This window comes from Pseudomonas frederiksbergensis, assembly GCF_017114915.1.
Lineage (GTDB): Bacteria > Pseudomonadota > Gammaproteobacteria > Pseudomonadales > Pseudomonadaceae > Aquipseudomonas > Aquipseudomonas frederiksbergensis_I.
Window position 1 is genome coordinate 30001 of the sequence record NZ_JAAUOE010000032.1, and the last position, 24168, is coordinate 54168.

Annotated in this window: 16 protein-coding genes and 2 rRNA genes (1 of these 18 only partly in view); 13 read left to right on the top strand and 5 right to left on the bottom strand. The window is 59.8% G+C overall.

From position 1 onward, the window contains the following. From HCU66_RS20385 to dgcN, 7 genes are all read left to right on the top strand, one after another. A 23S ribosomal RNA gene (locus HCU66_RS20385) occupies positions 1–1987 on the top strand (it extends 905 nt beyond the left edge of the window). Positions 1988–2126: 139 nt separating this feature from the next. Then, positions 2127–2242, top strand: a 5S ribosomal RNA gene (gene rrf / locus HCU66_RS20390). A gap of 156 nt (positions 2243–2398) precedes the next feature. After that, entirely contained in the window at positions 2399–5851 is a 3453-nt protein-coding gene (gene recC, locus HCU66_RS20395) for an exodeoxyribonuclease V subunit gamma (RefSeq protein ID WP_205890271.1), read from the top strand. Then, positions 5848–9537, top strand: coding sequence for an exodeoxyribonuclease V subunit beta (gene recB, locus HCU66_RS20400; RefSeq protein ID WP_205890273.1), 3690 nt, complete (start codon positions 5848–5850; stop codon positions 9535–9537). The genes recC and recB overlap by 4 nt, the downstream gene beginning before the upstream one ends. Continuing rightward, positions 9534–11642: an exodeoxyribonuclease V subunit alpha gene (gene recD, locus HCU66_RS20405; protein ID WP_205890275.1), complete on the top strand. Its 2109-nt coding sequence runs from the start codon at positions 9534–9536 to the stop codon at positions 11640–11642. Before recB ends, recD begins: the two co-directional genes overlap by 4 nt. A gap of 118 nt (positions 11643–11760) precedes the next feature. Continuing rightward, the gene (gene yfiR, locus HCU66_RS20410; protein ID WP_205890277.1) at positions 11761–12336 is read left to right on the top strand and encodes a regulatory sequestration protein YfiR; all 576 of its coding nucleotides are present in this window, start codon (positions 11761–11763) and stop codon (positions 12334–12336) included. Further along, positions 12333–13601: a diguanylate cyclase DgcN/YfiN gene (gene dgcN / locus HCU66_RS20415; protein ID WP_205890282.1), complete on the top strand. Its 1269-nt coding sequence runs from the start codon at positions 12333–12335 to the stop codon at positions 13599–13601. The genes yfiR and dgcN overlap by 4 nt, the downstream gene beginning before the upstream one ends. Before the next feature lie 67 nt (positions 13602–13668). On the opposite strand, the gene HCU66_RS20420 is transcribed toward dgcN, so the two are convergent. After that, a complete protein-coding gene (locus HCU66_RS20420) occupies positions 13669–14616 on the bottom strand; it encodes a LysR family transcriptional regulator (RefSeq protein WP_205890283.1) in 948 nt (315 codons plus the stop codon). Between the two features lie 162 nt (positions 14617–14778). Between HCU66_RS20420 and HCU66_RS20425 the strand changes: the two genes are divergently transcribed. Together HCU66_RS20425 and mmsB are read left to right on the top strand one after the other, a co-directional pair. Further along, positions 14779–16296 carry a CoA-acylating methylmalonate-semialdehyde dehydrogenase gene (locus HCU66_RS20425; protein WP_205890284.1) on the top strand — a complete coding sequence of 506 codons (1518 nt, stop codon included), beginning with the start codon at positions 14779–14781 and terminating at the stop codon, positions 16294–16296. 10 nt (positions 16297–16306) lie between these two features. Beyond that, on the top strand, positions 16307–17194 hold the full coding sequence (gene mmsB / locus HCU66_RS20430; protein WP_205890285.1) for a 3-hydroxyisobutyrate dehydrogenase: 888 nt from the start codon (positions 16307–16309) through the stop codon (positions 17192–17194). Positions 17195–17288: 94 nt separating this feature from the next. On the opposite strand, the gene HCU66_RS20435 is transcribed toward mmsB, so the two are convergent. Then, the gene (locus HCU66_RS20435; RefSeq protein ID WP_007900627.1) at positions 17289–17633 is read right to left on the bottom strand and encodes a cupin domain-containing protein; all 345 of its coding nucleotides are present in this window, start codon (positions 17631–17633) and stop codon (positions 17289–17291) included. A gap of 155 nt (positions 17634–17788) precedes the next feature. Then, positions 17789–18673 carry a LysR substrate-binding domain-containing protein gene (locus tag HCU66_RS20440; RefSeq protein WP_205890286.1) on the bottom strand — a complete coding sequence of 295 codons (885 nt, stop codon included), beginning with the start codon at positions 18671–18673 and terminating at the stop codon, positions 17789–17791. Positions 18674–18771: 98 nt separating this feature from the next. On the opposite strand from HCU66_RS20440, the gene HCU66_RS20445 reads away from it, so the two are divergent. Next, entirely contained in the window at positions 18772–19536 is a 765-nt protein-coding gene (locus tag HCU66_RS20445; RefSeq protein WP_205890287.1) for a sulfite exporter TauE/SafE family protein, read from the top strand. On the opposite strand, the gene HCU66_RS20450 is transcribed toward HCU66_RS20445, so the two are convergent. Then, positions 19526–19840, bottom strand: a complete 315-nt coding sequence (locus HCU66_RS20450; RefSeq protein ID WP_205890288.1) for a putative quinol monooxygenase — start codon at positions 19838–19840, stop codon at positions 19526–19528. The two genes, HCU66_RS20445 and HCU66_RS20450, sit on opposite strands and share 11 nt — an antisense overlap. A 160-nt stretch (positions 19841–20000) precedes the next feature. Here HCU66_RS20450 and mdaB point away from each other — a divergent pair, with 160 nt between their 5' ends. The 3 genes from mdaB (at position 20001) to HCU66_RS20465 (ending at position 23153) form a co-directional block, all read left to right on the top strand. Then, positions 20001–20591, top strand: a complete 591-nt coding sequence (mdaB, locus tag HCU66_RS20455) for an NADPH:quinone oxidoreductase MdaB (RefSeq protein ID WP_205890289.1) — start codon at positions 20001–20003, stop codon at positions 20589–20591. 73 nt (positions 20592–20664) lie between these two features. Then, positions 20665–21576: a LysR substrate-binding domain-containing protein gene (locus tag HCU66_RS20460; protein WP_205890290.1), complete on the top strand. Its 912-nt coding sequence runs from the start codon at positions 20665–20667 to the stop codon at positions 21574–21576. A 131-nt stretch (positions 21577–21707) separates the two neighbouring features. After that, a complete protein-coding gene (locus tag HCU66_RS20465; RefSeq protein ID WP_205890291.1) occupies positions 21708–23153 on the top strand; it encodes a SulP family inorganic anion transporter in 1446 nt (481 codons plus the stop codon). A 132-nt stretch (positions 23154–23285) separates the two neighbouring features. Here the strand turns inward: HCU66_RS20465 and HCU66_RS27580 are convergent, their stop codons facing one another. Next, entirely contained in the window at positions 23286–24149 is an 864-nt protein-coding gene (locus tag HCU66_RS27580) for a methyl-accepting chemotaxis protein (protein ID WP_420908067.1), read from the bottom strand. Positions 24150–24168: the final 19 nt, after the last annotated feature.

The window sequence follows — 24168 nt, forward strand, 5'->3', positions numbered from 1 at the left end:
GAATACCTACAAGTGCCGAGCATGGGAGACACACGGCGGGTGCTAACGTCCGTCGTGAAAAGGGAAACAACCCAGACCGTCAGCTAAGGTCCCAAAGTTATGGTTAAGTGGGAAACGATGTGGGAAGGCTTAGACAGCTAGGAGGTTGGCTTAGAAGCAGCCACCCTTTAAAGAAAGCGTAATAGCTCACTAGTCGAGTCGGCCTGCGCGGAAGATGTAACGGGGCTCAAACCATACACCGAAGCTACGGGTATCACTTAGGTGATGCGGTAGAGGAGCGTTCTGTAAGCCTGTGAAGGTGAGTTGAGAAGCTTGCTGGAGGTATCAGAAGTGCGAATGCTGACATGAGTAACGACAATGGGTGTGAAAAACACCCACGCCGAAAGACCAAGGTTTCCTGCGCAACGTTAATCGACGCAGGGTTAGTCGGTCCCTAAGGCGAGGCTGAAAAGCGTAGTCGATGGAAAACAGGTTAATATTCCTGTACTTCTGGTTATTGCGATGGAGGGACGGAGAAGGCTAGGCCAGCTTGGCGTTGGTTGTCCAAGTTTAAGGTGGTAGGCTGAGATCTTAGGTAAATCCGGGATCTTAAGGCCGAGAGCTGATGACGAGTGTTCTTTTAGAACACGAAGTGGTTGATGCCATGCTTCCAAGAAAAGCTTCTAAGCTTCAGGTAACCAGGAACCGTACCCCAAACCGACACAGGTGGTTGGGTAGAGAATACCAAGGCGCTTGAGAGAACTCGGGTGAAGGAACTAGGCAAAATGGCACCGTAACTTCGGGAGAAGGTGCGCCGGTGAGGGTGAAGCATTTACTGCGTAAGCCCACGCCGGTCGAAGATACCAGGCCGCTGCGACTGTTTATTAAAAACACAGCACTCTGCAAACACGAAAGTGGACGTATAGGGTGTGACGCCTGCCCGGTGCCGGAAGGTTAATTGATGGGGTTAGCTAACGCGAAGCTCTTGATCGAAGCCCCGGTAAACGGCGGCCGTAACTATAACGGTCCTAAGGTAGCGAAATTCCTTGTCGGGTAAGTTCCGACCTGCACGAATGGCGTAACGATGGCGGCGCTGTCTCCACCCGAGACTCAGTGAAATTGAAATCGCTGTGAAGATGCAGTGTATCCGCGGCTAGACGGAAAGACCCCGTGAACCTTTACTATAGCTTTGCACTGGACTTTGAATTTGCTTGTGTAGGATAGGTGGGAGGCTTTGAAGCGTGGACGCCAGTCTGCGTGGAGCCATCCTTGAAATACCACCCTGGCAACTTTGAGGTTCTAACTCAGGTCCGTTATCCGGATCGAGGACAGTGTATGGTGGGTAGTTTGACTGGGGCGGTCTCCTCCTAAAGAGTAACGGAGGAGTACGAAGGTGCGCTCAGACCGGTCGGAAATCGGTCGTAGAGTATAAAGGCAAAAGCGCGCTTGACTGCGAGACAGACACGTCGAGCAGGTACGAAAGTAGGTCTTAGTGATCCGGTGGTTCTGTATGGAAGGGCCATCGCTCAACGGATAAAAGGTACTCCGGGGATAACAGGCTGATACCGCCCAAGAGTTCATATCGACGGCGGTGTTTGGCACCTCGATGTCGGCTCATCACATCCTGGGGCTGAAGCCGGTCCCAAGGGTATGGCTGTTCGCCATTTAAAGTGGTACGCGAGCTGGGTTTAGAACGTCGTGAGACAGTTCGGTCCCTATCTGCCGTGGACGTTTGAGATTTGAGAGGGGCTGCTCCTAGTACGAGAGGACCGGAGTGGACGAACCTCTGGTGTTCCGGTTGTCACGCCAGTGGCATTGCCGGGTAGCTATGTTCGGAATAGATAACCGCTGAAAGCATCTAAGCGGGAAACTAGCCTCAAGATGAGATCTCACTGGGACCTTGAGTCCCCTGAAGGGCCGTCGAAGACTACGACGTTGATAGGTTGGGTGTGTAAGCGCTGTGAGGCGTTGAGCTAACCAATACTAATTGCCCGTGAGGCTTGACCATATAACACCCAAGCAATTTGCGTCGAAAGGCCAGATTGCGGTGTGTGAAGACGCAATGAACCGAAAGTTCGAGAGCAACACACAAACTATCGCATACCCAATTCGCTGGAACGTCGAAAGACGCGTCAGCTCAAGAATTTCTTGACGACCATAGAGCATTGGAACCACCTGATCCCATCCCGAACTCAGCAGTGAAACGATGCATCGCCGATGGTAGTGTGGGGTTTCCCCATGTGAGAGTAGGTCATCGTCAAGATTAAATTCCGAAACCCCTATCTGCGTATGCAGGTAGGGGTTTTGTTTTGCCCGCAGGAAAGTTCGTACAGCATCATCGGACCGCTCCCGGCTGTCACAGTCTGCTGACAGTGCTAAGGTTCGGCCCTAGTTTTTGTATTTTCCCAAGGAAGCCTTTATGCCGGACGCTACGTCCCTCAGTGCTGGTTTTATGGTGGTTCATGGCAACCGCCTGGACGAGCTGCGCAGCCTGGCGGTCAGCTGGATGCGACGCTACCCGTTGGCTCCTTTGGAAAATGAAATCGCCCTGGTGCAGAGCAACGGCATCGCCCAATGGCTGAAGCTGGCACTGGCCGAAGACCCGGCAGATGACGACATGGGCGGCTGCGGAATCGCCGCAGCCATCGATGTGCAGTTGCCAGGCAGCTTCATGTGGCAGCTCTATCGCATGGTGTTGGGACGTGACGAAATCCCGGCCAAATCCCTGCTCGATAAAGCCCCGCTGACCTGGCGTCTAATGCGTCTGCTACCACAGTTGATCAATCAACCGCACTTCGAACCTTTGCAGCGCTTCCTTACGAATGACACCGACTTACGCAAACGCTATCAATTGGCGGAGCGGCTGGCGGATCTATTCGACCAATATCAGGTGTACAGGGCCGACTGGCTTGAAGACTGGGCAGAAGGCCGTCACCAATTACGAAATGGCAGAGGCGAAGCCAAAGCCCTGACCCCGGCCAACTGCTGGCAGGCGGAGCTGTGGCGTGCGCTGTTGCTGGATGTCGGTGAGCAAGGCATGGCGCAAAGCCGCGCGGGTGTCCACCAACGCTTTATCGAGCGTATCAATGGTCTCGACACAGCGCCCAGTGGATTGCCTTCACGGGTGATCGTTTTCGGGATTTCTTCACTGCCCGCTCAAGCCCTGGAAGCACTGGCCGGGCTGGCTCGATTTAGTCAGGTCCTGCTGTGCGTCCACAACCCATGTCGTCACCACTGGGCGGACATCGTCGCCGATAAAGACCTGTTACGGCATCAGTACAAGCGTCAGGCTCGCAAGCGCGGCACGCCGATTGTGCTCGACCCGCAAACGCTCCATCAGCATGCCCACCCGCTATTGGCGGCGTGGGGCAAGCAGGGGCGTGACTACATCAATCTGCTCGACAGTTACGACGACCCCAACAGCTATCGCTCGGCATTTCGCGACGGGCGTATCGACCTGTTCAGCGATAACCAGCCACAAAGCATGCTCAATCAACTGCAGGACGACATCCTGGAATTGCGTCCTCTGAACGAAACTCGCGAGCGATGGCCTGCTGTCGATCTGGATAAGGACGAATCGATCCGATTTCACATCGCCCATAGTGCTCAACGCGAAGTGGAGATTCTCCACGATCAGTTGCTCGCACGATTCAGTGCTGATCCAGACCTAAGGCCTCGCGACGTGATCGTGATGGTTCCGGACATCGACAGTTATGCACCCCACATCCGTGCTGTCTTTGGTCAGCTTGATCGGCACGACCCGCGCTTCATTCCCTTCACGCTCGCGGATCAAGGCCAGCGCGGCCGGGATCCGCTACTGATCGCCGTCGAGCATCTGCTGAAGCTGCCCGACAGTCGCTTCCCCGTCAGCGAAATTCTCGATCTGTTGGATGTTCCAGCATTACGCGCTCGCTTTGGTGTCGAGGAACGTGACCTGCCGACCTTGCACCGCTGGATCGAAGGCGCTGGTATCCGCTGGGGGATGAATGCCGGACAGCGTGCGAGTCTGGGCCTGCCAGAAGAACTGGAGCAAAACAGTTGGCGTTTCGGCCTGCGGCGGATGTTGCTTGGTTATGCTGTGGGCAGCGCCAGTGCATGCGGAGGTATCGAGCCCTATGACGAGATTGGTGGGCTGGATGCCGCGCTCATAGGCCCTTTGGTCGCACTGCTGGATGCGCTGGAGATTGCCCATCAGGAACTCACCCAGCCTGCGCCCCCAAAACTCTGGGGCATCCGTTTGCAAGCACTGGTGCAGTTGTTCTTCCAGGCCAGTAACGAGCACGACGACTATTTATTGGCCCAGCTCGAAGATCTTCGTGAGACCTGGATTGAAACCTGCGAGTCAGTAGGCTTGCAGGACGAATTACCGCTGACCGTAGTCCGTGAAGCCTGGCTGGCGGGTCTCGACCAAGGTCGCTTGTCTCAGCGCTTTCTCGCCGGTGCCGTCAACTTCTGTACCTTGATGCCCATGCGAGCGATCCCGTTCAAACTGGTCTGCCTGCTGGGCATGAATGACGGTGATTACCCTCGCGCGCAGCCGCCGCTGGACTTCGACCTGATGGGCAGCGACTACCGGCCCGGCGATCGTTCCCGGCGCGAAGATGACCGCTATCTATTGCTGGAAGCATTGTTGTCGGCGCGGGACCAACTCTATATCAGCTGGGTCGGCCGCAGTATTCGGGACAACAGTGAGCGCCCTGCCTCGGTATTGATAGGACAGCTGCGTGACCATCTCTCCAGCGGTTGGCGATTGCACAATGACGATGATGATCTGCTTGAGTCCATGACTCAGGAACATCCTCTGCAACCCTTCAGTGCACGCTACTTCCATGAAGGCGATGATTTGTTCAGCTACGCCAGCGAGTGGCAGGTACTTCATCAAGCCAGTGACCTGACGTCTGATATCGAGATTCTTGAACCCTACATTCAGGACGAGCCGTTGAGTCTGGGTCAATTGCAGGATTTTCTGCGCAATCCTGTACGGCATTTCTTCAGTCAGCGGCTCAAAGTGTTCTTCGAGGCTGCCGAAGTGCCTTTGGCGGATGAAGAGCCATTCGTACTCGACGCGCTGCAACGCTATAGCCTCAGCGACAGCTTGCTCGAGGCAGCGCTGGGGCAACTGGATCAAAGCGATCAGGTGCTGGAGGCGCAGGCGAAACGACTGCAAAACAGCGGGCTCTTGCCCATGGCCGGTTTTGGCGAATGCCTTCAGCGAGAGTTGATCGAACCGTTGCCGGATCTGTTGGAGCGCTATCAGCAGCTTCTAGCGTTATGGCCGACCCCGCTCACCAGCGCGTTGCCGGTGAATCTGGAGCTGCACGGCCTGCGCCTGGAAGGCTGGCTCAGTGGCCTGCATCAACGCGCGGACGGTAGTTTGTTGTCGGTCACCACGATCCCCAACAGCATCGGATCGCTCAAGACCCGCAAATGGCATCGCCTGACGCGGCCATGGGTCAACCATCTGGTTGCGTGCGCCAGTGGTAGGGCGATGACCACTGCATTGGTGGCCAGCGACGACAGTTTACTGCTCGGCCCGATGGAAGAGGCAGCAGCGCGCCGGATTCTGGGCGACCTGCTGCTGGCCTGGCAAACGGGCATGCGCCAACCGCTGCCGATTGCCGTAAAAACAGCCTTCGCCTGGCTCGCTCAAACCGGTCCGGCCAAAGCCGACGCTGCTGCCCGCAAAGCCTATGAAGGCGACGGTCAGACCACTGATGGCGAGCGCCGCGAAAGCCCGGCACTCGCTCGGCAATACGCCGACTACGATGCCCTGCTTGCCGACGAGACCTTCCCCAATTGGTGCGACGCTTTGTATCGGCCGCTGCTTGAGGCTCCCTGGCGTTCACTGACCAGCGAGGAGGCGCGTCCATGACCACGAAAACACCGCTGGCCCTGGCATTCCCCCTGCGTGGCAGCCAACTGATCGAAGCCAGCGCCGGGACCGGCAAGACCTTCACCATTTCTGCGCTGTACTTGCGTCTGGTCCTTGGCCATGGCGACGAGTCGAGTAGTTTTGGCCGTGAATTGCTGCCGCCGCAAATCCTCGTGGTGACCTTCACCGATGCCGCGACCAAAGAACTGCGCGAACGTATTCGCACACGGCTGGCTGAGGCTGCGCGGTTTTTTCGTGATGAGACCCCGGCGCCGGATGGCCTCATTGCCGAGTTGCGCGAGCAATACCTCCCCGAACAGTGGCCAGGTTGTGCAAACCGTCTGGACATCGCTGCCCAGTGGATGGATGAAGCGGCGGTATCGACCATTCACAGTTGGTGCCAGCGCATGCTGCGCGAACATGCGTTCGACAGTGGCAGCCTGTTCACCCAGACCCTGGAAACCGATCACAGCGATTTGCTCGGCGAAGTCCTGCGCGACTACTGGCGACTGTTCTGCTACCCGATGCAAGGCGATGCGCTGAATTGGGTTCGCGGCAACTGGGGTGGCCCGGCGGCGTTGTTGCCGCGAGTGCGTGGGTTGTTCGCCAGCGAGCGTGACAGCGTTGAAGGTAAAGAACCTGCCGAGTTGATTGCCGAGTGCCTGGAGGAACGACGGGCCGCTTTGCTCGAACTCAAGATGCCCTGGCGTCAATGGGCCGATGAGTTGCTTGCCATCTGTCACCAGGGCGTCGCGAGCAAGAGCGTCGATGGTCGCAAGATGCAGGCGCGCTACTTCGAACCCTGGTTCGAAAAGCTCCGGGCCTGGGCCGAAGACGAATCTCTGGAGCAACTGGATATTGGCACCGGCTTCACTCGCCTGACGCCCGATGGCATGGCTGAAGCCTGGAAAGGCGAAGCTCCCCGTCACCCTGGTCTCGATGCGATGCCCGGCCTCAAGGCCAGTCTCGATGGCTTGCCGACCCCCGATGCCGCCGTGCTGCAACATGCGGCCCGCTGGGTCGGTGCTCGGTTCGAGGAAGAAAAGCGTCGCCGCGCGGAAATGGGCTTCGATGACATGCTGTTGCGCCTCGATGCGGCCTTGCAGTCCGATGGCGGTGAGCGCCTGGCGACCCTGATCCGCGAGCAGTTCCCGGTCGCCTTGATCGATGAATTCCAGGACACCGACCCGGTGCAGTACCGAATCTTCGAGAGCATTTATCGCATTGGAGACAACAATCCTGAATCCGGTCTATTTCTGATCGGTGATCCGAAGCAGGCGATCTATGCCTTCCGCGGTGCCGATATCTATACCTATCTGCGCGCCCGGCAAGCCACCACTGGCCGCCTGCATACCCTGGGCACAAATTTCCGTTCCAGCCATGGCATGGTCAACGCGGTGAACCATGTGTTCGAGCGCGCCGAATCTCGTGAGCAGGGGCGCGGAGCGTTCCTGTTCCGTGAGAAGAATGGCGAGAATCCGGTACCGTTTCTGCCCGTCGAATCCCAGGGGCGCAAAGAAGCCCTGCACGTTGATGGTCAGGTTGTACCGGCCCTGAACATCTGGCACCTGTCCGCCGATCAGCCTCTGTCTGGCGCGGTGTATCGACAACAATTGGCCGCCGCCTGCGCCAGTGAAATCACTGCACTGCTCAATGGCGGTCAGCAAGGGCGTGCGGGCTTCACCCAGGATGGTAAGAACTTCAGAGGCCTGCTGCCGGCGGACATCGCGATTCTGGTGCGCGACGGCAAAGAGGCCCAGGCCGTGCGGGGCGAACTTTCCGCCCGTGGTGTGCGCAGTGTTTACCTGTCAGACAAGGATTCAGTGTTCGCCGCGCAGGAGGCCCATGATCTGCTGACCTGGCTCAAGGCCTGTGCCGAGCCAGATGTCGAGCGTCCCCTCCGTGCCGCGCTGGCCTGTATCACGCTGAACCTTTCGCTGGCTGAGCTGGAGCGGCTGAATCAGGACGAACTGGCCTGGGAAGCAAGGGTCATGCAGTTCCGCGGTTATCGCGAGCTCTGGCGCAAGCAGGGCGTGCTGCCCATGTTGCGGCGATTGCTACATGACTTCCAGCTGCCCCAGGCGTTGATCGCGCGCAGCGATGGTGAGCGGATATTGACCAACCTGTTGCACTTGTCCGAGTTGCTGCAGCAGGCCGCCGCCGAACTCGATGGCGAGCAAGCGCTGATCCGTCATTTGTCCGAGCATCTGGCCTTGTCCGGTCAGGCCGGCGAAGAACAGATCCTGCGCCTGGAAAGCGACGAGCAACTGGTCAAGGTCGTGACCATCCACAAATCCAAAGGGCTTGAATATCCGTTGGTGTTTCTGCCGTTCATCTGCTCGGCAAAACCGGTGGATGGCAGCCGTCTGCCGCTGCATTACCACGATGCCGCGGGCAAGGCACAGGTGAGCTTGAAACCGACAGCCGAGTTGATCGCCCAAGCCGATGATGAACGTTTGGCCGAGGATCTTCGACTGCTCTATGTGGCCCTGACCCGGGCACAACATGCTTGCTGGCTCGGCGTGACTGACCTCAAGCGTGGCAATAACAATGGTTCGGTTCTGCACCTTTCTGCGTTGGGGTATCTATTGGGCGGTGGTGCGCCATTGGCTGAGTCGACAGGGTTGCGGCGTTGGCTGGAAGATCTGCAGCAGGACTGCCCGGCGCTGAACTACGGTGAAATGCCTGACGCGACCGCCGAGCATTACCATCCGCCGCGCAATGAAGCGACCTTGCTTGCGCCGCTGATACCCAAGCGCAAGGCCAGCGAAAACTGGTGGATCGCCTCATACAGCGCCTTGCGCATTGGTGACAGTCTGAGCGTGGGCAGTGACGAAGCCCCGGAGAGTCCGCAAGCACAAAAGCTGTTTGATGACGAGCGCCTCGATCCCGAAGCACCACGAGAAGTGGCCGCTGGCGGCGCTGATATCCATCGATTCCCTCGTGGTCCGAACCCCGGCACTTTTCTTCATGGATTGCTCGAGTGGGCCGGTGACGAAGGCTTTGCCGCTGCACCGCAAACCGTGGAAGACGCCATCGCTCGTCGCTGCAATCGCCGTGGCTGGGAAGGCTGGATCACCACGCTGAGCGGCTGGCTGCAGCACTTGCTCAAATCCCCGTTGCACATCGGTGGCGGGCAGGCGCCGGTGGTATTCGAGCAACTGACTCAATACCGGGTCGAGATGGAGTTCTGGTTCGCCAGTCATAAAGTCGATGTGCTCAAGCTCGACGAGCTGGTGCGCCAATACACCCATAACGGCGTGGCCCGTGTGGCCGCCGAACCGGTGCTGCTCAATGGCATGTTCAAAGGCTTCATCGATCTGACGTTCGAGCATGAAGGCCGCTACTACGTCGCTGACTACAAATCCAACTGGCTGGGCGTCGATGACGCGGCCTATACCGAGCAGGCCATGGAGCAGTCGATTCTCGATAACCGTTACGACCTGCAATACGTACTGTACCTGCTCGCCTTGCATCGCCAACTCAAGGCGCGGCTTGTCGATTACGATTACGACCGACATGTCGGTGGGGCGCTGTACCTGTTTCTTCGCGGTACTCGCGCGGCCAGCCAGGGCGTGTATTTCGCCCGTCCGCCACGGGAGCTGATCGAGCGCCTGGACCGGTTGTTCCAGGGCAAGCCAGAGCCCAGGGTCGAACCCGCCTGGGAACAGGGAGTACTGCTATGAGTCGCACTTTCGCCGATCTGCTGCCCACGCCATTGGCGGCTGAAAGTCTGGCGGACCTGGCCCCGTTGAGTCGTGCTGATGATTTGTTGCTGCTGCTCACGCGCTGGGTCGAACGCGGCTGGCTGCGGGCGCTGGACAAGGCCTTCGTCGCCTTTCTCCATGAGCTCGCTCCCGACGATGACCCACTGGTACTGCTAGCCGCCGCGTTGATCAGTCACCAGCTAGGCCACGGTCATGTCTGCCTGGATCTGTTCGAAACACTGAAAGAGCCGGACTTCGCCTTGTCACTGCCTCCGGAAGGCGATGTTCAAAGCGGCGCCATGCTACTGCCGTCGCAATTGCTTGAGGCGCTGGACGGCGCCCATTGGTGCAAGGTCCTGGCGTCCAGTCGTCTGGTGGCTCTGGCCGTCGACGGGCGTGAAGCCGCACAGCACCGGCCGTTGGTGCTGTCGGGTAAACGCCTGTACCTGCGCCGCTACTGGGCTTACGAACGGCGCATCGACAACGCCCTGCGCCTGCGTCTGGCGGCACACGAAGCAACGCCGGGTGATTTGCCCCAACGCCTGACCGGCCTGTTCGGTCCAGCCAGGCCTGATGAAGTGATCGACTGGCAGAAGCTCGCGTGTGCCCTGGCTACCCGCAGTGCATTCAGTATCGTCACCGGCGGCCCGGGAACCGGCAAGACCACCACGGTCGTGCGCTTGCTGGCATTGCTCCAGGCACCCGCTGTGGAGGCCGGCAAACCGCTGCGCATTCGTCTCGCGGCACCCACCGGCAAAGCGGCCGCACGATTGACCGAGTCGATCAGCCAACAGGTTCAAACCCTGAAAGTGGCTGAAACAGTGCGCGAGAAGATCCCGTCGGATGTGACCACCGTGCACCGTTTGCTTGGCAGTCGTCCCGGTACCCGGCATTTTCGTCACCACGCTGGTAATCGCTTGCCGCTGGATGTGTTGGTGGTGGACGAAGCCTCGATGATTGACCTGGAAATGATGGCCAACCTGCTCGATGCATTGCCGGCCCATGCCCGTCTGGTACTGCTCGGTGACAAGGATCAACTGGCGTCGGTAGAGGCCGGTGCCGTGCTGGGCGATCTGTGTCGCGATGCCGAAGCCGGTTGGTACAGCCCGCAGACCCGTCAGTGGCTGGAGGCGGTCAGCGGTGAAAACCTTGATGCCAGCGGTTTGCGGGACGACACCCACGAAGCGCATCCACTGGCCCAGCAAGTCGTGATGCTGCGCCACTCGCGCCGTTTCGGCGAGGGCAGCGGCATTGGCCAGTTGGCCCGTTGGGTCAACCAGCAGCAACCCGAGGGCGCGCGCAAGTTATTGGCCGCTGCAAATCATGACGACGTATTTTCCCTGTCCCTCAAGGGAGAGCAGGACCGGGCGCTGGAGCGCTTGCTGCTCGAAGGCCATGGCGAGGGGCCCAAAGGCTATCGGCATTACCTGAATCTTTTGCGCAGCCAGCGACCACCGCTCGACCGCCCGCTCGATGATCCATGCTGGGCCGATTGGGCTCGCGTGGTGTTGCAGGCCTTCGACGCTTTCCAGCTGTTGTGTGCTGTACGCAAAGGGCCTTGGGGCGTGGAAGGCTTGAATCAGCGAGTAACCGACGCGCTGCTCAAGGCTCGGCTGATCGACAGCGCCCACCAATGGTACGAAGGTCGGCCTGTACTGATGACCCGCAACGATTATGGCCTGGGTTTGATGAACGGTGACATTGGCATTGCCCTCAAACTGCCGGAGCGTGAGGGCCCAGAGGCCGAGCGGCACGTGCTGCGCGTGGCCTTCCCGCGCAATGATGGGCAGGGCGGTGTGCGCTTTGTCCTGCCAAGCCGACTCAACGATGTCGACACCGTGTATGCCATGACCGTGCACAAATCCCAAGGCTCGGAATTTGCCCATACGGCGTTGATTCTGCCGGATGCTTTGAATCCGGTGCTCACCAAGGAACTGATCTACACCGGGATAACCCGGGCCAAAGACTGGTTCACCCTGATTGAACCTCGGGCCGGTGTGTTCGAAGAGGCCGTGCGGCGCAAGGTCAAGCGCTTGAGCGGGTTAATGCTGGAGCTGGAAGAGGGTATCGAACCGAGTCATTGAGCGGTGCGGTGCCAGACGCCGGAATCTGTCCGATGGGCCGAGTGCGTCGCCTCGCTGGTGTTTCAGTGCTGTGCTATCGTTGCGGCATCATCTTGTTGCGATCGTAGAGAGTTCCTGCATGAAGGTGGCTGTCTGGGCGACAGAGCGCATCGTTGGCTGCAAGCAGGTGCTACTTGCCGGTCTTCTCTGTTTGTTGACGGGCGTTGTCAGCGCTCAACCGGAAGCCGTCGTCAGCAAGGCCGACCAGCGCGCCAGTTCGGTCACTCAGGTGGTGCTCGGGATCCTCAGTTATGCCCGGTGGCCCGTTGAACCCCAGCAGGTGCGTCTGTGCGTGGTCGGTCCCACCGAATACACCGATGATCTGGTCAAAGGCACCGCTCAGGCCGTGGGCCGGCCGGTCACAGTGCGACGACTCTTGGCCGACAACCCGGCCATCGCCAGTGAATGCGATGCGGTGTACATCGGTAAACTGACCAGCGATGAACGCAGTCGGCTATTCGCCTCGCTGACGGGGCGCCCGGTGGTGAGCATCAGCGAAGGCGGCGATCAATGCACTGTCGGCAGCCTGTTCTGTCTGCGCGTGGGTGATGAACAGGTGTCCTTCGAGGTCAACCTCGACTCGGTCGCCCGCAGCGGTGTGCGCATTCATCCCAGTGTGCTGCAACTGTCGCGCCGCCAGCCGGCGGCACCATGAGTCTATTCAAACCTGATACACGTCCGACCCTGGGGTCGGTTATCGGCCGCGGACATTTGATCGTCGCCCTGGTGGGCGTGGCCATGGCCAGTGTTTCGCTGACCCTGCTGGGTGTTCTGGCCTTGCGGGTTTATGCCGATCACAACTTGCACTTGATCGCGCGTTCGATCAATTACACCGTGGAAGCCGCAGTGGTGTTCAACGACAAGGCTGCCGCCACCGAAGCGCTGGCATTGATCGCATCCACCGAAGAAGTGGCCGATGCACAGGTGATGGACGAGCAGGGTGAGTTACTCGCACGTTGGCAACGACCGGCAACGGGATGGCTCACCGATCTCGAAATGCAAATCGCCCGGATGATTCTGGAAAAACCCATCAGCATGTCGATCGTCCATCAAGGTCAGGAAATCGGCAGCATTTTGCTCATCGGTCACGGTGGCAGCCTGATGCGTTTTTTGCTCAGCGGTCTGGTGGGGATCGTCTTGTGTACCGCTGTCAGTGCCTGGGTTGCGCTCTATCTGGCGCGTCGGCAATTGCGGGGGATCATCGGCCCGTTGCGCAGTTTGGCTGCCGTGGCTCACGCCGCCCGTAGCGAGCGCGCTTTCGACCAGCGCATGCCGCCCGCCGACATTGCCGAACTCGATAACCTGGGTAACGACTTCAATGCCTTGCTCGGTGAACTCGAGTCCTGGCAGACCCAGCTGCAAAGCGAAAACGAAACCCTGGCCCACCAGGCCAGCCATGACAGCCTTACCGGGTTGCCGAATCGGGCGTTTTTCGAAGGCCGTCTGATGCGCGCCTTGCGCAATGCCGGTAAGTTGGATGAGCGAGTGGCGGTGCTGTTTCTCGACAGCGACCGGTTCAAGGAGATCAACGATAACTTCGGCCATGCTGCCGGCGATGCGGTACTGATCGCCGTGGCGACCCGGGTTCGTGCGCAGTTGCGTGAAGAGGATCTGGTTGCGCGTCTGGGCGGCGACGAGTTTGCCGTGCTGTTGACGCCGCTGCACAGGCCCGAAGACGCCGAACGGATTGCCGACAAAATCATTGCCAGCATGGAAGCACCAATCTCGTTGCCGGGCACTACCCAGGTGCTGACTTCACTCAGTATCGGCATCGCCGTGTACCCGGATCATGGGCTTACGCCGGGGGCGCTGCTCGATGCTGCCGACGCCGCGATGTACCAGGCCAAACGCCTTTCCCGAGGCGCACACCACACGTCAGGGGCGGAGCCCCCTGTCGCCCATGTTCAAACCAGGAGCTAATTTCTGTGTTCACATTTTCTCAGCGTTCCCTGCGCTTTTTCGGCAGCAGCAAACCCGTGAGCGCGGGTTAATCGGCGAACACCATCTCCCGGCTTTCCCCCATCAACAACGCTTGATTCTGCTCGGTGACGGTACGGATGTAATCCCACAACAAGGTGATCCGCTTGAGCTTGCGCAAGTCCTCCCGGCAGTACATCCAGAATTGCCGGGTGATGGTGATCTCTTGCGGCAATACCGGCAGCAGCCGCGGGTCCTGGGCTGCCAGGAAGCACGGCAGAATCGCCAGCGACCGTCCCTGCTGAGCGGCCACGAATTGCGCGATCACACTGGTGCTGCGCAGGTTGGCACTGGCGCCAGGCAACACATTCGCCAGGTACAGCAGCTCAGAGCTGAATGCCAGATCATCCACATAACTGATGAATTGATGCTTGCCCAAGTCTGCCGGGTGGCGGATCGGTGGATGTTTGTCCAGATAATCCTGGGTCGCGTACAGCTGCAATCGATAGTCGCAGAGTTTGCAGCAGACATAGGGGCCGTGTTCCGGCCGTTCCAGGGCGATGACGATGTCGGCCTCGCGCTTGGACAGGCTGATGAAGTGCGGCAGCGGCAGGATGTCCACCGAGATCGCCGGGTAGGCGTCGACGAAATGGCTCAGTTGCGGGGTGATGAAAAAGCTGCCGAAACCCTCGGTACAGCCCATACGCACATGCCCGGATAGCGCGACGCCTGAGCCCGAAACCTGCTCGCAGGCCATGTGCAGGGTGCTTTCGATCGATTCGGCGTAACCCAGTAGTCGCTGGCCTTCGGCAGTCAGGACGAAACCGCTGGTGCGGGATTTTTCGAACAGCAACGTACCCAATGCCGTTTCCAGCGAACTGATGCGGCGCGACACGGTGGTGTAGTCCACCGCCAGGCGCTTGGCCGCAGAACTAGCCTTGCGAGTGCGGGAAACCTCGAGGAAAAACTTGAGGTCATCCCAGTTCAACGAGCCTAAAGATGTGATGTTTTTTTGCATGATGGACCGGCTTTTATGTGCGTTCTTATTAGAAGTTTGCACATCTATACTCCAAAAACAGTCCGACAACCAATTCGCGACACACGCCTCATCTCAAGGCGACTTTCTCGCCTTGGCTCCCAAGATAGCTCTCTAAATAAGAACAACGTCCCGGAGACCGACATGAACGCATCGCAAGAAACCACCGTGCAAAAGGTCAAGCTGTTGATCGATGGCGAGTGGGTCGAATCCCAGTCCACCGAATGGCACGACATCGTCAACCCGGCGACCCAGCAAGTGTTGGCCAAGGTCCCGTTCGCGACAGCCGCCGAAGTCGATGCCGCCATCAGCGCCGCCCATCGCGCTTTCCAGACCTGGAAACTGACGCCGATCGGCGCGCGGATGCGCATCATGCTCAAGCTTCAGGCGTTGATTCGCGAGCACTCAAAGCGTATTGCCGTGGTCCTCAGCAATGAGCAGGGCAAAACCATCGCCGACGCTGAAGGCGATATCTTCCGTGGCCTGGAAGTGGTGGAACATGCCTGCTCCATTGGCAGCCTGCAAATGGGCGAGTTCGCCGAGAACGTCGCCGGCGGTGTCGATACCTACACCCTGCGTCAACCGATCGGCGTTTGCGCCGGCATTACCCCGTTCAACTTCCCGGCAATGATTCCGCTGTGGATGTTCCCGATGGCCATTGCCTGCGGCAACACCTTCGTGCTCAAGCCTTCCGAGCAAGATCCGATGTCGACCATGCTGCTAGTGGAGCTGGCCATCGAAGCCGGGATTCCGCCGGGTGTGCTCAACGTCGTTCATGGCGGCAAGGATGTGGTGGATGCGCTCTGCACCCACAAGGACATCAAGGCTGTGTCGTTCGTCGGTTCGACCGCGGTCGGCACGCATGTCTATGAGCTGGCCGGCAAACACGGCAAGCGCGTGCAATCGATGATGGGCGCCAAGAACCACGCTGTTGTGCTGCCCGATGCCAATCGCGAGCAAGCGCTCAATGCACTGGTCGGCGCCGGTTTCGGTGCGGCCGGGCAACGCTGCATGGCCACTTCGGTGGTGGTGTTGGTGGGCGCGGCCAAGCAATGGCTGCCGGATTTGAAAGCACTGGCGCAGAAACTCAAGGTCAATGCCGGCAGCGAGCCGGGTACTGATGTAGGGCCGGTGATTTCCAAGCGGGCCAAGGCACGGATTCTCGACCTGATCGAAAGCGGCATCAAGGAAGGCGCCAAGCTGGAGCTGGACGGTCGCGACATCACTGTTCCGGGTTATGAGCAGGGCAACTTTGTCGGCCCGACCCTGTTCTCCGGCGTAACCCCTGAGATGCAGATTTATACCCAGGAAATCTTCGGCCCGGTGCTGGTGGTGCTGGAAGTCGACACCCTCGATGAGGCCATCGCCCTGGTCAACGCCAACCCGTTCGGCAACGGTACGGGGTTGTTCACCCAGAGCGGTGCGGCGGCGCGCAAATTCCAGACGGAAATCGACGTTGGCCAGGTCGGCATCAACATCCCGATTCCGGTGCCGGTGCCGTTCTTCAGCTTCACCGGTTCCCGTGGTTCGAAGCTCGGCGACCTCGGTCCGTATGGCAAGCAAGTGGTGCAGTTCTACACTCAAACCAAGACCGTCACTGCGCGCTGGTTCGACGATGACAGCATCAACCACGGTGTGAACACCACCATCCACTTGCGTTAAGGAGCCGGACATGAAAATCGCTTTTATCGGTCTCGGCAACATGGGCGCGCCGATGGCGCGCAACCTGATCAAGGCCGGCCATTCGCTGAACCTGTTTGACCTCAATCAAACCGTGCTGGCCGAACTGGCTCAACTCGGCGGCACCATCAGCACTTCGCCGAAGGATGCGTCGAAGGACGTGCAACTGGTGATCACCATGTTGCCGGCCGCTGCCCATGTGCGCAGCGTCTGGCTGGGTGAAGACGGCGTGCTGGCGGGCATCGCCAAAGGCGTGCCGGCGGTGGATTGCAGCACCATCGATCCGCAGACGGCGCGTGACGTGGCCGCAGCGGCCGCAAAGCAAGACGTGGCCATGGCCGATGCGCCGGTTTCCGGCGGTACCGGCGGTGCCGCGGCCGGGACCTTGACCTTCATGGTCGGCGCCAAGCCTGAACTGTTCGCCACCCTGCAACCGGTGCTGGCGCAGATGGGCCGCAACATCGTCCATTGCGGCGAAATCGGCACCGGGCAAATCGCCAAGATCTGCAACAACCTGCTGCTGGGGATTTCCATGGTCGGCGTCAGCGAAGCCATGGCGCTGGGCGATGCCTTGGGGATCGACACAACGGTGCTGGCGGGGGTCATCAACAGTTCCACCGGGCGCTGCTGGAGTTCGGAGATGTACAACCCGTGGCCGGGCATCGTCGAAACGGCGCCAGCCTCGCGCGGTTATACCGGCGGTTTCGGTGCTGAACTGATGCTCAAGGATCTGGGGCTGGCTACTGAGGCGGCACGTCAGGCGCACCAACCGGTCGTGCTCGGCGCGGTGGCCCAGCAGTTGTATCAGGCGATGAGCCAGCGTGGAGAAGGGGGCAAGGACTTCTCGGCGATCATCAACAGCTATCGCAAACCCCAATAAGCGGTTGTGGCGAGGGAGCAAGCTCCCTGGCCACAGGATTCATGCATACCTTTTTACCGAGAGACCACGTCGGGTGGTCTCTCGGTTTTTTGTATCAGGCAAACACGAAATACTTACGCACGGTTTCAACCACTTCCCACGTGCCTTTCATGCCCGGCTCGATGACGAAAATGTCACCGGCGCGCAGGTGGATCGGCGCCATGCCTTCCGGGGTGATGATGCAGTAGCCTTCCTGGAAATGGCAGTATTCCCACTTCACGTATTCCACATACCACTTGCCCGGCGTGCAGATCCAGGTGCCCATGATCTTGCTGCCATCTTCGCTGGTGTATGCGTTGAGGTTGACAGTGTGCGGATCGCCTTCGAGCTTTTCCCATTTGCAGGCGTCGAGCACGGGCAGCGGGTGAGTGTCGCGAAGAACGGTAATCGGTGCGGTCATGTGGACTCCGGGCCTTGGAATATAGAGAGTGGTACTGAAGAACTGAAGTCGCACCCTATAGCGACCGCTCACCGGTCAGTTGTCTGTACTCGACATCGAGCTGTCCAGAAACGCGCAAACGCTCAGAGATTTTCCTGCGGGCAAAAGTCTGCCCCTCAGGGGAGAGTCAAGGCGTTCAGCAAGGCCTGGGCATAACCGGGCAGCACGGTGAAGTCCCGGGCGCACAGCAGCAGTTTGCGGCGGGCCCATGGCTCTTCCAGTACGACGCTTTTGAAGGCTGTTTCAGCCGACCGGCGTTCGACCGCCGCCAAGGGCACGATCGCCAATCCGGCACCCCGGGCGACCATGCGCATCACGCCCTCGAAACCCTCGGCGCGGATGCGGACCTGCATCCGTAAGCCGCTATGCAGTGCCTGCTCTTCCAGGTACACCGCCAAGGCGCTGTTGGCGTTCAGGCCGACGTAATCGTGGTGCAAGGTGGCGCCGAAACTCAATGGTTCGGCATCGGCCAAGGGGTGATCACACGGCAAGATCAGCACCAGTGGATCATCACGGAAATAGCGGGTTTGCAGGCCGTCGGTATCCACAGCGTCGGACACGATCCCAAGGTCTGCCGCCCCCTGGCGCAAGGCGTGGGTGATGCGCGTGCTGGGCAGTTCTTGCAGGTCGATGTCGAGGTTCGGATGGTCGCGCAGAAAGTCAGCGAGCAATTCCGGCAGGTACTCGGTGATCGCCGTGGTATTGCACAACAACCGCACCTGGCCTTTGACGCCTTTGGCGTATTCGATCAGGTCCTGCTGCATGCGCTCGGCCTGTTGCAGAAGAATTCTGGCGTGCTGCGCCAGGGCCTTGCCGGCTGGGGTCGGGCTGACGCCGCGGCGACCGCGCTCAAGAAATTCGATGCCCAGTGACGCTTCCATCGCACGGATTCGTGCACTCGCCGCCGCCAGTGACAAATGGCTGCGGGCGGCGCCGGCGGTGATGTTGCCGGTGTCGAGGATGTTCAGGTAGAGGCGCAGGTCGGTGAGGTCGAAGTGCATACAGTGTCCCGATCAAAACTTCAGCCTCTACCAAACCAAGAGGCAACCTCAGTATATGGCAGATTTTCAAGGCACTCTTCAGGGCTCAGGATAGCCCCATGAATACACTTGCCGCGTTCTATCAAAATCTGGGTTTGGCCTTGTCTTTACTGGTCATTGCCACCTTCCTGCTGGCCGGGATGATCAAAGGCGTGATCGGCCTGGGTCTGCCGACCATTGCCATGGGCTTGCTCGGTCTGGCTATGGCGCCGTCGCAGGCTGCGGCATTGCTGATTATTCCCGCGACGCTGACCAACGTCTGGCAACTGGCATTCGGCGGTCATTTGCGCGGGCTGTTGAACCGGTTGTGGCCGATGCTGCTGGCGATTTTCATCGGCACCGGCGCCGGCACGCTTTGGATCGGCATGGCCGGCGGACACTGGGTGGTACGGGGGCTGGGGGCGGCGTTGTTGATTTATGCCTTGAGCGGGTTGTTCCTGCCGACCTTGCGCGTCGATAGCCGCACCGAGGGTTGGCTCGGTCCGTTCTGTGGTGTGCTGACGGGCGTCATCACCTCGGCCACCGGTGTCTTCGTGATTCCGGCGGTGCCTTATCTGCAAGCGTTGGGCTTGAACAAGGATGAACTGGTGCAGGCGCTGGGCCTGTCGTTCACCGTCTCGACCCTCGCGTTGGCCGCCGGCCTGTTATGGCGCGGCGCCCTCGGCGGTGGTGAGTTGAGCGCGTCGCTGCTGGCGCTGATTCCGGCGGTGCTCGGCATGTTGCTGGGGCAATGGCTGCGCCAGCGGATCAGCGCCGTGTTGTTCAAGCGCGTGTTCTTCGTCGGCCTCGGCGTGCTCGGCGGCCACTTGCTGATCAGCGGCTAGCGGACGACGGGCTGAGCATCTCGATCGGGCGGATGTCGAAATCCCGCTCCAGATACTCCATGCGCTGATCGAGGAACTGCTTCATGTGCGGCAGGTTCGAGTGCTCGTCCAGATGGGCCTGGGATTGCCAGATCTCATAGAAGATAAACAGCGTCGGGTCCTGTTTGTCTCGCAGCATGTGGTACTCGATGCAACCGGGTTCGGCGCGACTCGGTTCGACATAGGCGCGAAAGAGTGCTTCAAAGGCCTCGGCTTTTTCCGGGCGGGTCTTGGCGTGCAGGATGAAGCCTTGCTGTTCGCTCATCAGAATTTCCTTAACAGTCAGAATCGGCGCAAGTCTATGGCAACAATCGCTTATTGATTCGTGCGTATTGGTCAAATGAATTTTGCTGATTGAGCGCTTATTCCACGCGAGGCTGATCGCTACTCTGCCGCCATCGAATTTCATCCTTGCGAGATTTCTCATGAAAAAAGTCCTGTTGCTCAATGGCGGCAAAAAATTTGCCCACTCCGATGGTCGCTACAACACCACGCTGCACGAAGCGGCGCTGAGCGTGCTGGATCGCGGTGGTGTGGATGTGAAAGCCACGTTCATCGACGAGGGGTACGACATCGCCGAAGAGGTCGCCAAATTCCTCTGGGCCGATGTGATCATTTATCAGATGCCTGGCTGGTGGATGGGCGCGCCCTGGACCGTCAAGAAGTACGTCGATGAAGTCTTCACCCAAGGCCATGGCAGCCTCTACGCCAGCGATGGCCGCACGCGTTCCGACGCTTCGCAGAAGTACGGCAGCGGCGGTTTGTTGCACGGTAAAAAATACATGTTGTCGCTGACCTGGAACGCGCCGCAGCAAGCCTTCGACGACCCGACCGACTTCTTCGAAGCCAAGGGTGTGGACGCGGTGTACTTCCCGTTCCACAAGGCCAACACCTTCCTTGGCATGACCGGTTTGCCGACCTTTTTGTGTGTCGATGTAATGAAGCGCCCGAATATCGAAGCTGATGTGGCGCGCTATGAGCAGCATTTGACCGAGGTGTTTGGCCTGAAGGCATAACGCTCGGCTACTATCGATATCTGAAGCGGCCACCGTAAAACGGCGCCGCAGGGCTATCGATAAGGGACCCCCCGTGAAAGCCAGATCCGATGAGTTGCAGATTTTCGTCTGCGTAATTGAATGCGGGTCGATTTCGGCGGCGGCCGAGCAGGTCGGGCAAACGCCGTCGGCGGTCAGCCGCACGCTGTCGCGGCTGGAGGCCAAGCTCGACACCACGCTGATCAACCGCACCACCCGGCGCATGGACCTGACCGAGGAGGGCAAGTACTTCTTCGAGCACGCCAAGCTGATTCTCGATCAGATGGATGAACTCGAAGAGCGCTTGTCCTCACGCCAGCAAACCCCGTCCGGGCGTCTGCGAATTAACGCCGCCTCGCCGTTCATGCTGCACGCCATCGTGCCGTACATCGATGAGTTTCGCCGTCTCTACCCGGACATCCAGCTCGAACTCAACAGCAACGACCTGATCATCGACTTGCTCGAACAAAGCACCGACATCGCCATCCGCATCGGCACGCTGGCCGACTCGACCTTGCACGCCCGCTCCCTGGGTTGCAGCCCGCTGCACATCGTCGCCAGCCCGGCGTATTTGGAGCAACACGGCGTGCCGAGCGCTGTCGAGGATTTGAGCGAGCACACGCTACTGGGTTTTACCCATAACGAAGGCCTCAACCAATGGCCACTGCGCTATGTCCACGGTGACCGCTGGCCGATCGAGGCGTCGATCAGCGCGTCGAGTGGCGAGACGATCAGGCACCTGGCGCTGGCCGGCCAAGGCATTGCCTGTCTGTCGCACTTCATGACCATCGACGACATCCGTGCCGGTCGCTTGCAGGTGCTGCTGGCGCAGTTCAACAGCGGATATCGTCAGCCGATCAATGCGGTGTACTACCGCAACTCGCAACTGGCCCTGCGGATTCAGTGCTTTCTGGACTTCATCCAGGGCAAGTTGGCGGCGTATGCGATTGCGGATTTCAGGGGCTGATTCGGGCAACGCGTTATCGTTCATCGCGCGGGGGCTCGCGATTGCATTTTCGGCCGCCCATTCACTGGCCGGCCCGCCCTCAATTCCGTAACATCCGCCGCTCTTCTCCCGCCTGCATTTTTAGGTAAGCCATGAAACCCAAACGTCTGCGCGCCGATGTCCTGGCCGGACTCACCACCTCTTTCGCCCTGCTCCCCGAATGCATCGCTTTTGCGCTGGTGGCCCACCTCAATCCATTGATGGGGCTTTACGGCGCTTTCATCATCTGCACCCTGACCGCGCTCTTCGGCGGCCGGCCGGGGATGGTGTCCGGTGCCGCCGGCTCGATGGCCGTGGTGATCGTCGCGCTGGTGGTGCAGCACGGCGTGCAGTACTTACTGGCGACGGTGCTGTTGAGCGGGTTGGTCATGCTGGCGTTCGGTCTGTTGAGGCTGGGCAAGCTGGTGCGCATGGTGCCTTACCCGGTGATGCTCGGCTTCGTCAACGGCCTGGCGATCGTCATTGCGCTGGCTCAGCTGGAGCACTTCAAGAACGGTGAGGCCTGGTTGAGTGGCTCGCCGCTGTACATGATGATCGGGCTGGTGGCGCTGACGATGGCCATCGTCTACCTGATGCCGCGCCTGACGCGTGCCGTACCGCCGGCGCTGGTGGCGATTCTGGGCGTCGGGCTGGCGGTTTATCTGCTTGGTCTGCCGACCCGCACCCTGGGCGACATGGCGCACATTGCCGGTGGCTTGCCGGTTTTTGCGCTGCCAGACATCCCCTGGAATCAGGAAACCCTGCGCATCATCGTCCCTTACGCAGTATTGATGGCAATGGTCGGCTTGCTGGAAACCCTGTTGACCCTGAACCTGACCGATGAGATCACCGAGAGCCGTGGCTATCCGGACCGCGAGTGCGTGGCGCTCGGGGCCACCAACATTGTCTCCGGTTTGTTCGGTGGCATGGGCGGCTGCGCCATGATCGGGCAAACCGTGATCAACCTCAGCTCCGGCGGGCGCGGTCGGCTGTCGGGTGTCGTGGCCGGGGTGATGATTCTGCTGTTCGTGCTGTTCCTTTCGCCGCTGATCGAGCGTATCCCGCTGGCCGCACTGGTCGGGGTGATGTTCGTGGTGTCGCAGCAGACTTTCGCCTGGGCCTCGCTGCGGGTACTGAACAAGGTGCCGCTGAACGATGTCTTGGTGATCATCGCGGTGACAGTGATTACGGTGTTCACCGATCTGGCGATCGCCGTGTTGTGCGGCATCATCATTGCGGCGCTCAACTTTGCCTGGCAACAGGCTCGGGAGCTTTATGCCGACAGTCACGTTGACGCCGACGGCAGCAAGCTCTACCTCCTGCATGGCACGTTGTTCTTCGCCTCGACGACGCCTTTTCTCAACCAGTTCGATCCCGCCAACGACCCGTCCGTGGTCACCGTCGACTGTCGCCACCTGAGCTTCGTTGACTACTCGGCCATCGCCGCGCTGATGACATTACGTGAGCGCTATAGCAAGGCTGGCAAGCAGCTACGCGTACGGCACCTGTCCGAACGCTGCAAGACACTGCTCAAACGCGCCAGCGTGCATCACGACTGAGGGGTTGTTTCTCGCGGGCATGCAGATCGCAGCCTTCGGCAGCGCCTCCGTTGGAATGCAATACAGAGCTGCCGAAGGCTGCGATCTTTTGATCTATGTCTCGCGGTGGGACATAGCGGCTTCCACGGGATATCAAACCCGGAAGTGGCTCACCATCGTCTGCAACTGATTGCCCAACCGCGCCAGCTCGACGCTGGACGCAGCGGTTTCGTCGCTGGCGGCGGCGGTCTGTTCCGACACGTCGCGTACGTTGATGATGCTGCGGCTGATCTCTTCGGCCACGGCGCTTTGTTGCTCGGCGGCGGCAGCGATCTGCTGGTTCATCGACTGGATGTTGGACACCGTGCGGGTGATGTTTTCCAGCGATACGCCGGCCTTGCGGGTCAGCGCCACGCTGCTGTCGGTCAGGGCGCGGCTGTTATTCATCACTGCCGATACTTGTTGAGTGCCGTTCTGCAGGCCGGCCACCAGGCCTTCGATTTCTTCGGTGGATTTCTGCGTACGCTGGGCCAGGCCACGGACTTCGTCGGCCACCACGGCAAAACCACGACCGGCTTCACCGGCACGGGCCGCTTCGATGGCGGCGTTGAGGGCCAGCAGATTGGTCTGCTCGGCCACGGCCTTGATCACGTCCATGACACTGCCGATCTTGTCGCTTTCCTGCTGCAGCACGCTCATGGCGTCGGTGGAACGCACCACTTCGCTGGCCAGGCGTTCGATCTGGGCGATGGCCTCGTTGACGACTTTATCGCCTTCGCGAGCTTCACCGTCGGCGGCGGCTGCGGCCTGGGAGGCTTCTTCGGCGTTACGCGCGACTTCCTGCACGGTGGCCGTCATCTCGTGCATGGCGGTGGCCACCTGATCGGTCTCGATTTTCTGGCTGTTGACCCCGGCGCTGGTTTGTTCGGTCACGGCCGACAGTTCTTCGGCGGCGCTGGCGATCTGAGTGACGCCATCGCGGATGCCGCTGATCAAATCCCGCAGGGTGACGCCCATGCGCGCAATGCCTTGCTGC

Bases quoted from the DNA above. Each gene is read 5' to 3' on its own strand.
- recC (WP_205890271.1), top strand. From the start codon at position 2,399: ATGCCGGACGCTACGTCCCTCAGTGCTGGTTTTATGGTGGTTCATGGC.
- HCU66_RS20445 (WP_205890287.1), top strand. From the start codon at position 18,772: ATGAATACACTTGCCGCGTTCTATCAAAATCTGGGTTTGGCCTTGTCT.
- mdaB (WP_205890289.1), top strand. From the start codon at position 20,001: ATGAAAAAAGTCCTGTTGCTCAATGGCGGCAAAAAATTTGCCCACTCC.
- recB (WP_205890273.1), top strand. From the start codon at position 5,848: ATGACCACGAAAACACCGCTGGCCCTGGCATTCCCCCTGCGTGGCAGC.
- HCU66_RS27580 (WP_420908067.1), bottom strand. From the start codon at position 24,149: ATGGGCGTCACCCTGCGGGATTTGATCAGCGGCATCCGCGATGGCGTC.
- HCU66_RS20425 (WP_205890284.1), top strand. From the start codon at position 14,779: ATGAACGCATCGCAAGAAACCACCGTGCAAAAGGTCAAGCTGTTGATC.
- mmsB (WP_205890285.1), top strand. From the start codon at position 16,307: ATGAAAATCGCTTTTATCGGTCTCGGCAACATGGGCGCGCCGATGGCG.
- dgcN (WP_205890282.1), top strand. From the start codon at position 12,333: ATGAGTCTATTCAAACCTGATACACGTCCGACCCTGGGGTCGGTTATC.
- recD (WP_205890275.1), top strand. From the start codon at position 9,534: ATGAGTCGCACTTTCGCCGATCTGCTGCCCACGCCATTGGCGGCTGAA.
- HCU66_RS20420 (WP_205890283.1), bottom strand. From the start codon at position 14,616: ATGCAAAAAAACATCACATCTTTAGGCTCGTTGAACTGGGATGACCTC.
- yfiR (WP_205890277.1), top strand. From the start codon at position 11,761: ATGAAGGTGGCTGTCTGGGCGACAGAGCGCATCGTTGGCTGCAAGCAG.
- HCU66_RS20440 (WP_205890286.1), bottom strand. From the start codon at position 18,673: ATGCACTTCGACCTCACCGACCTGCGCCTCTACCTGAACATCCTCGAC.
- HCU66_RS20465 (WP_205890291.1), top strand. From the start codon at position 21,708: ATGAAACCCAAACGTCTGCGCGCCGATGTCCTGGCCGGACTCACCACC.
- HCU66_RS20450 (WP_205890288.1), bottom strand. From the start codon at position 19,840: ATGAGCGAACAGCAAGGCTTCATCCTGCACGCCAAGACCCGCCCGGAA.
- HCU66_RS20435 (WP_007900627.1), bottom strand. From the start codon at position 17,633: ATGACCGCACCGATTACCGTTCTTCGCGACACTCACCCGCTGCCCGTG.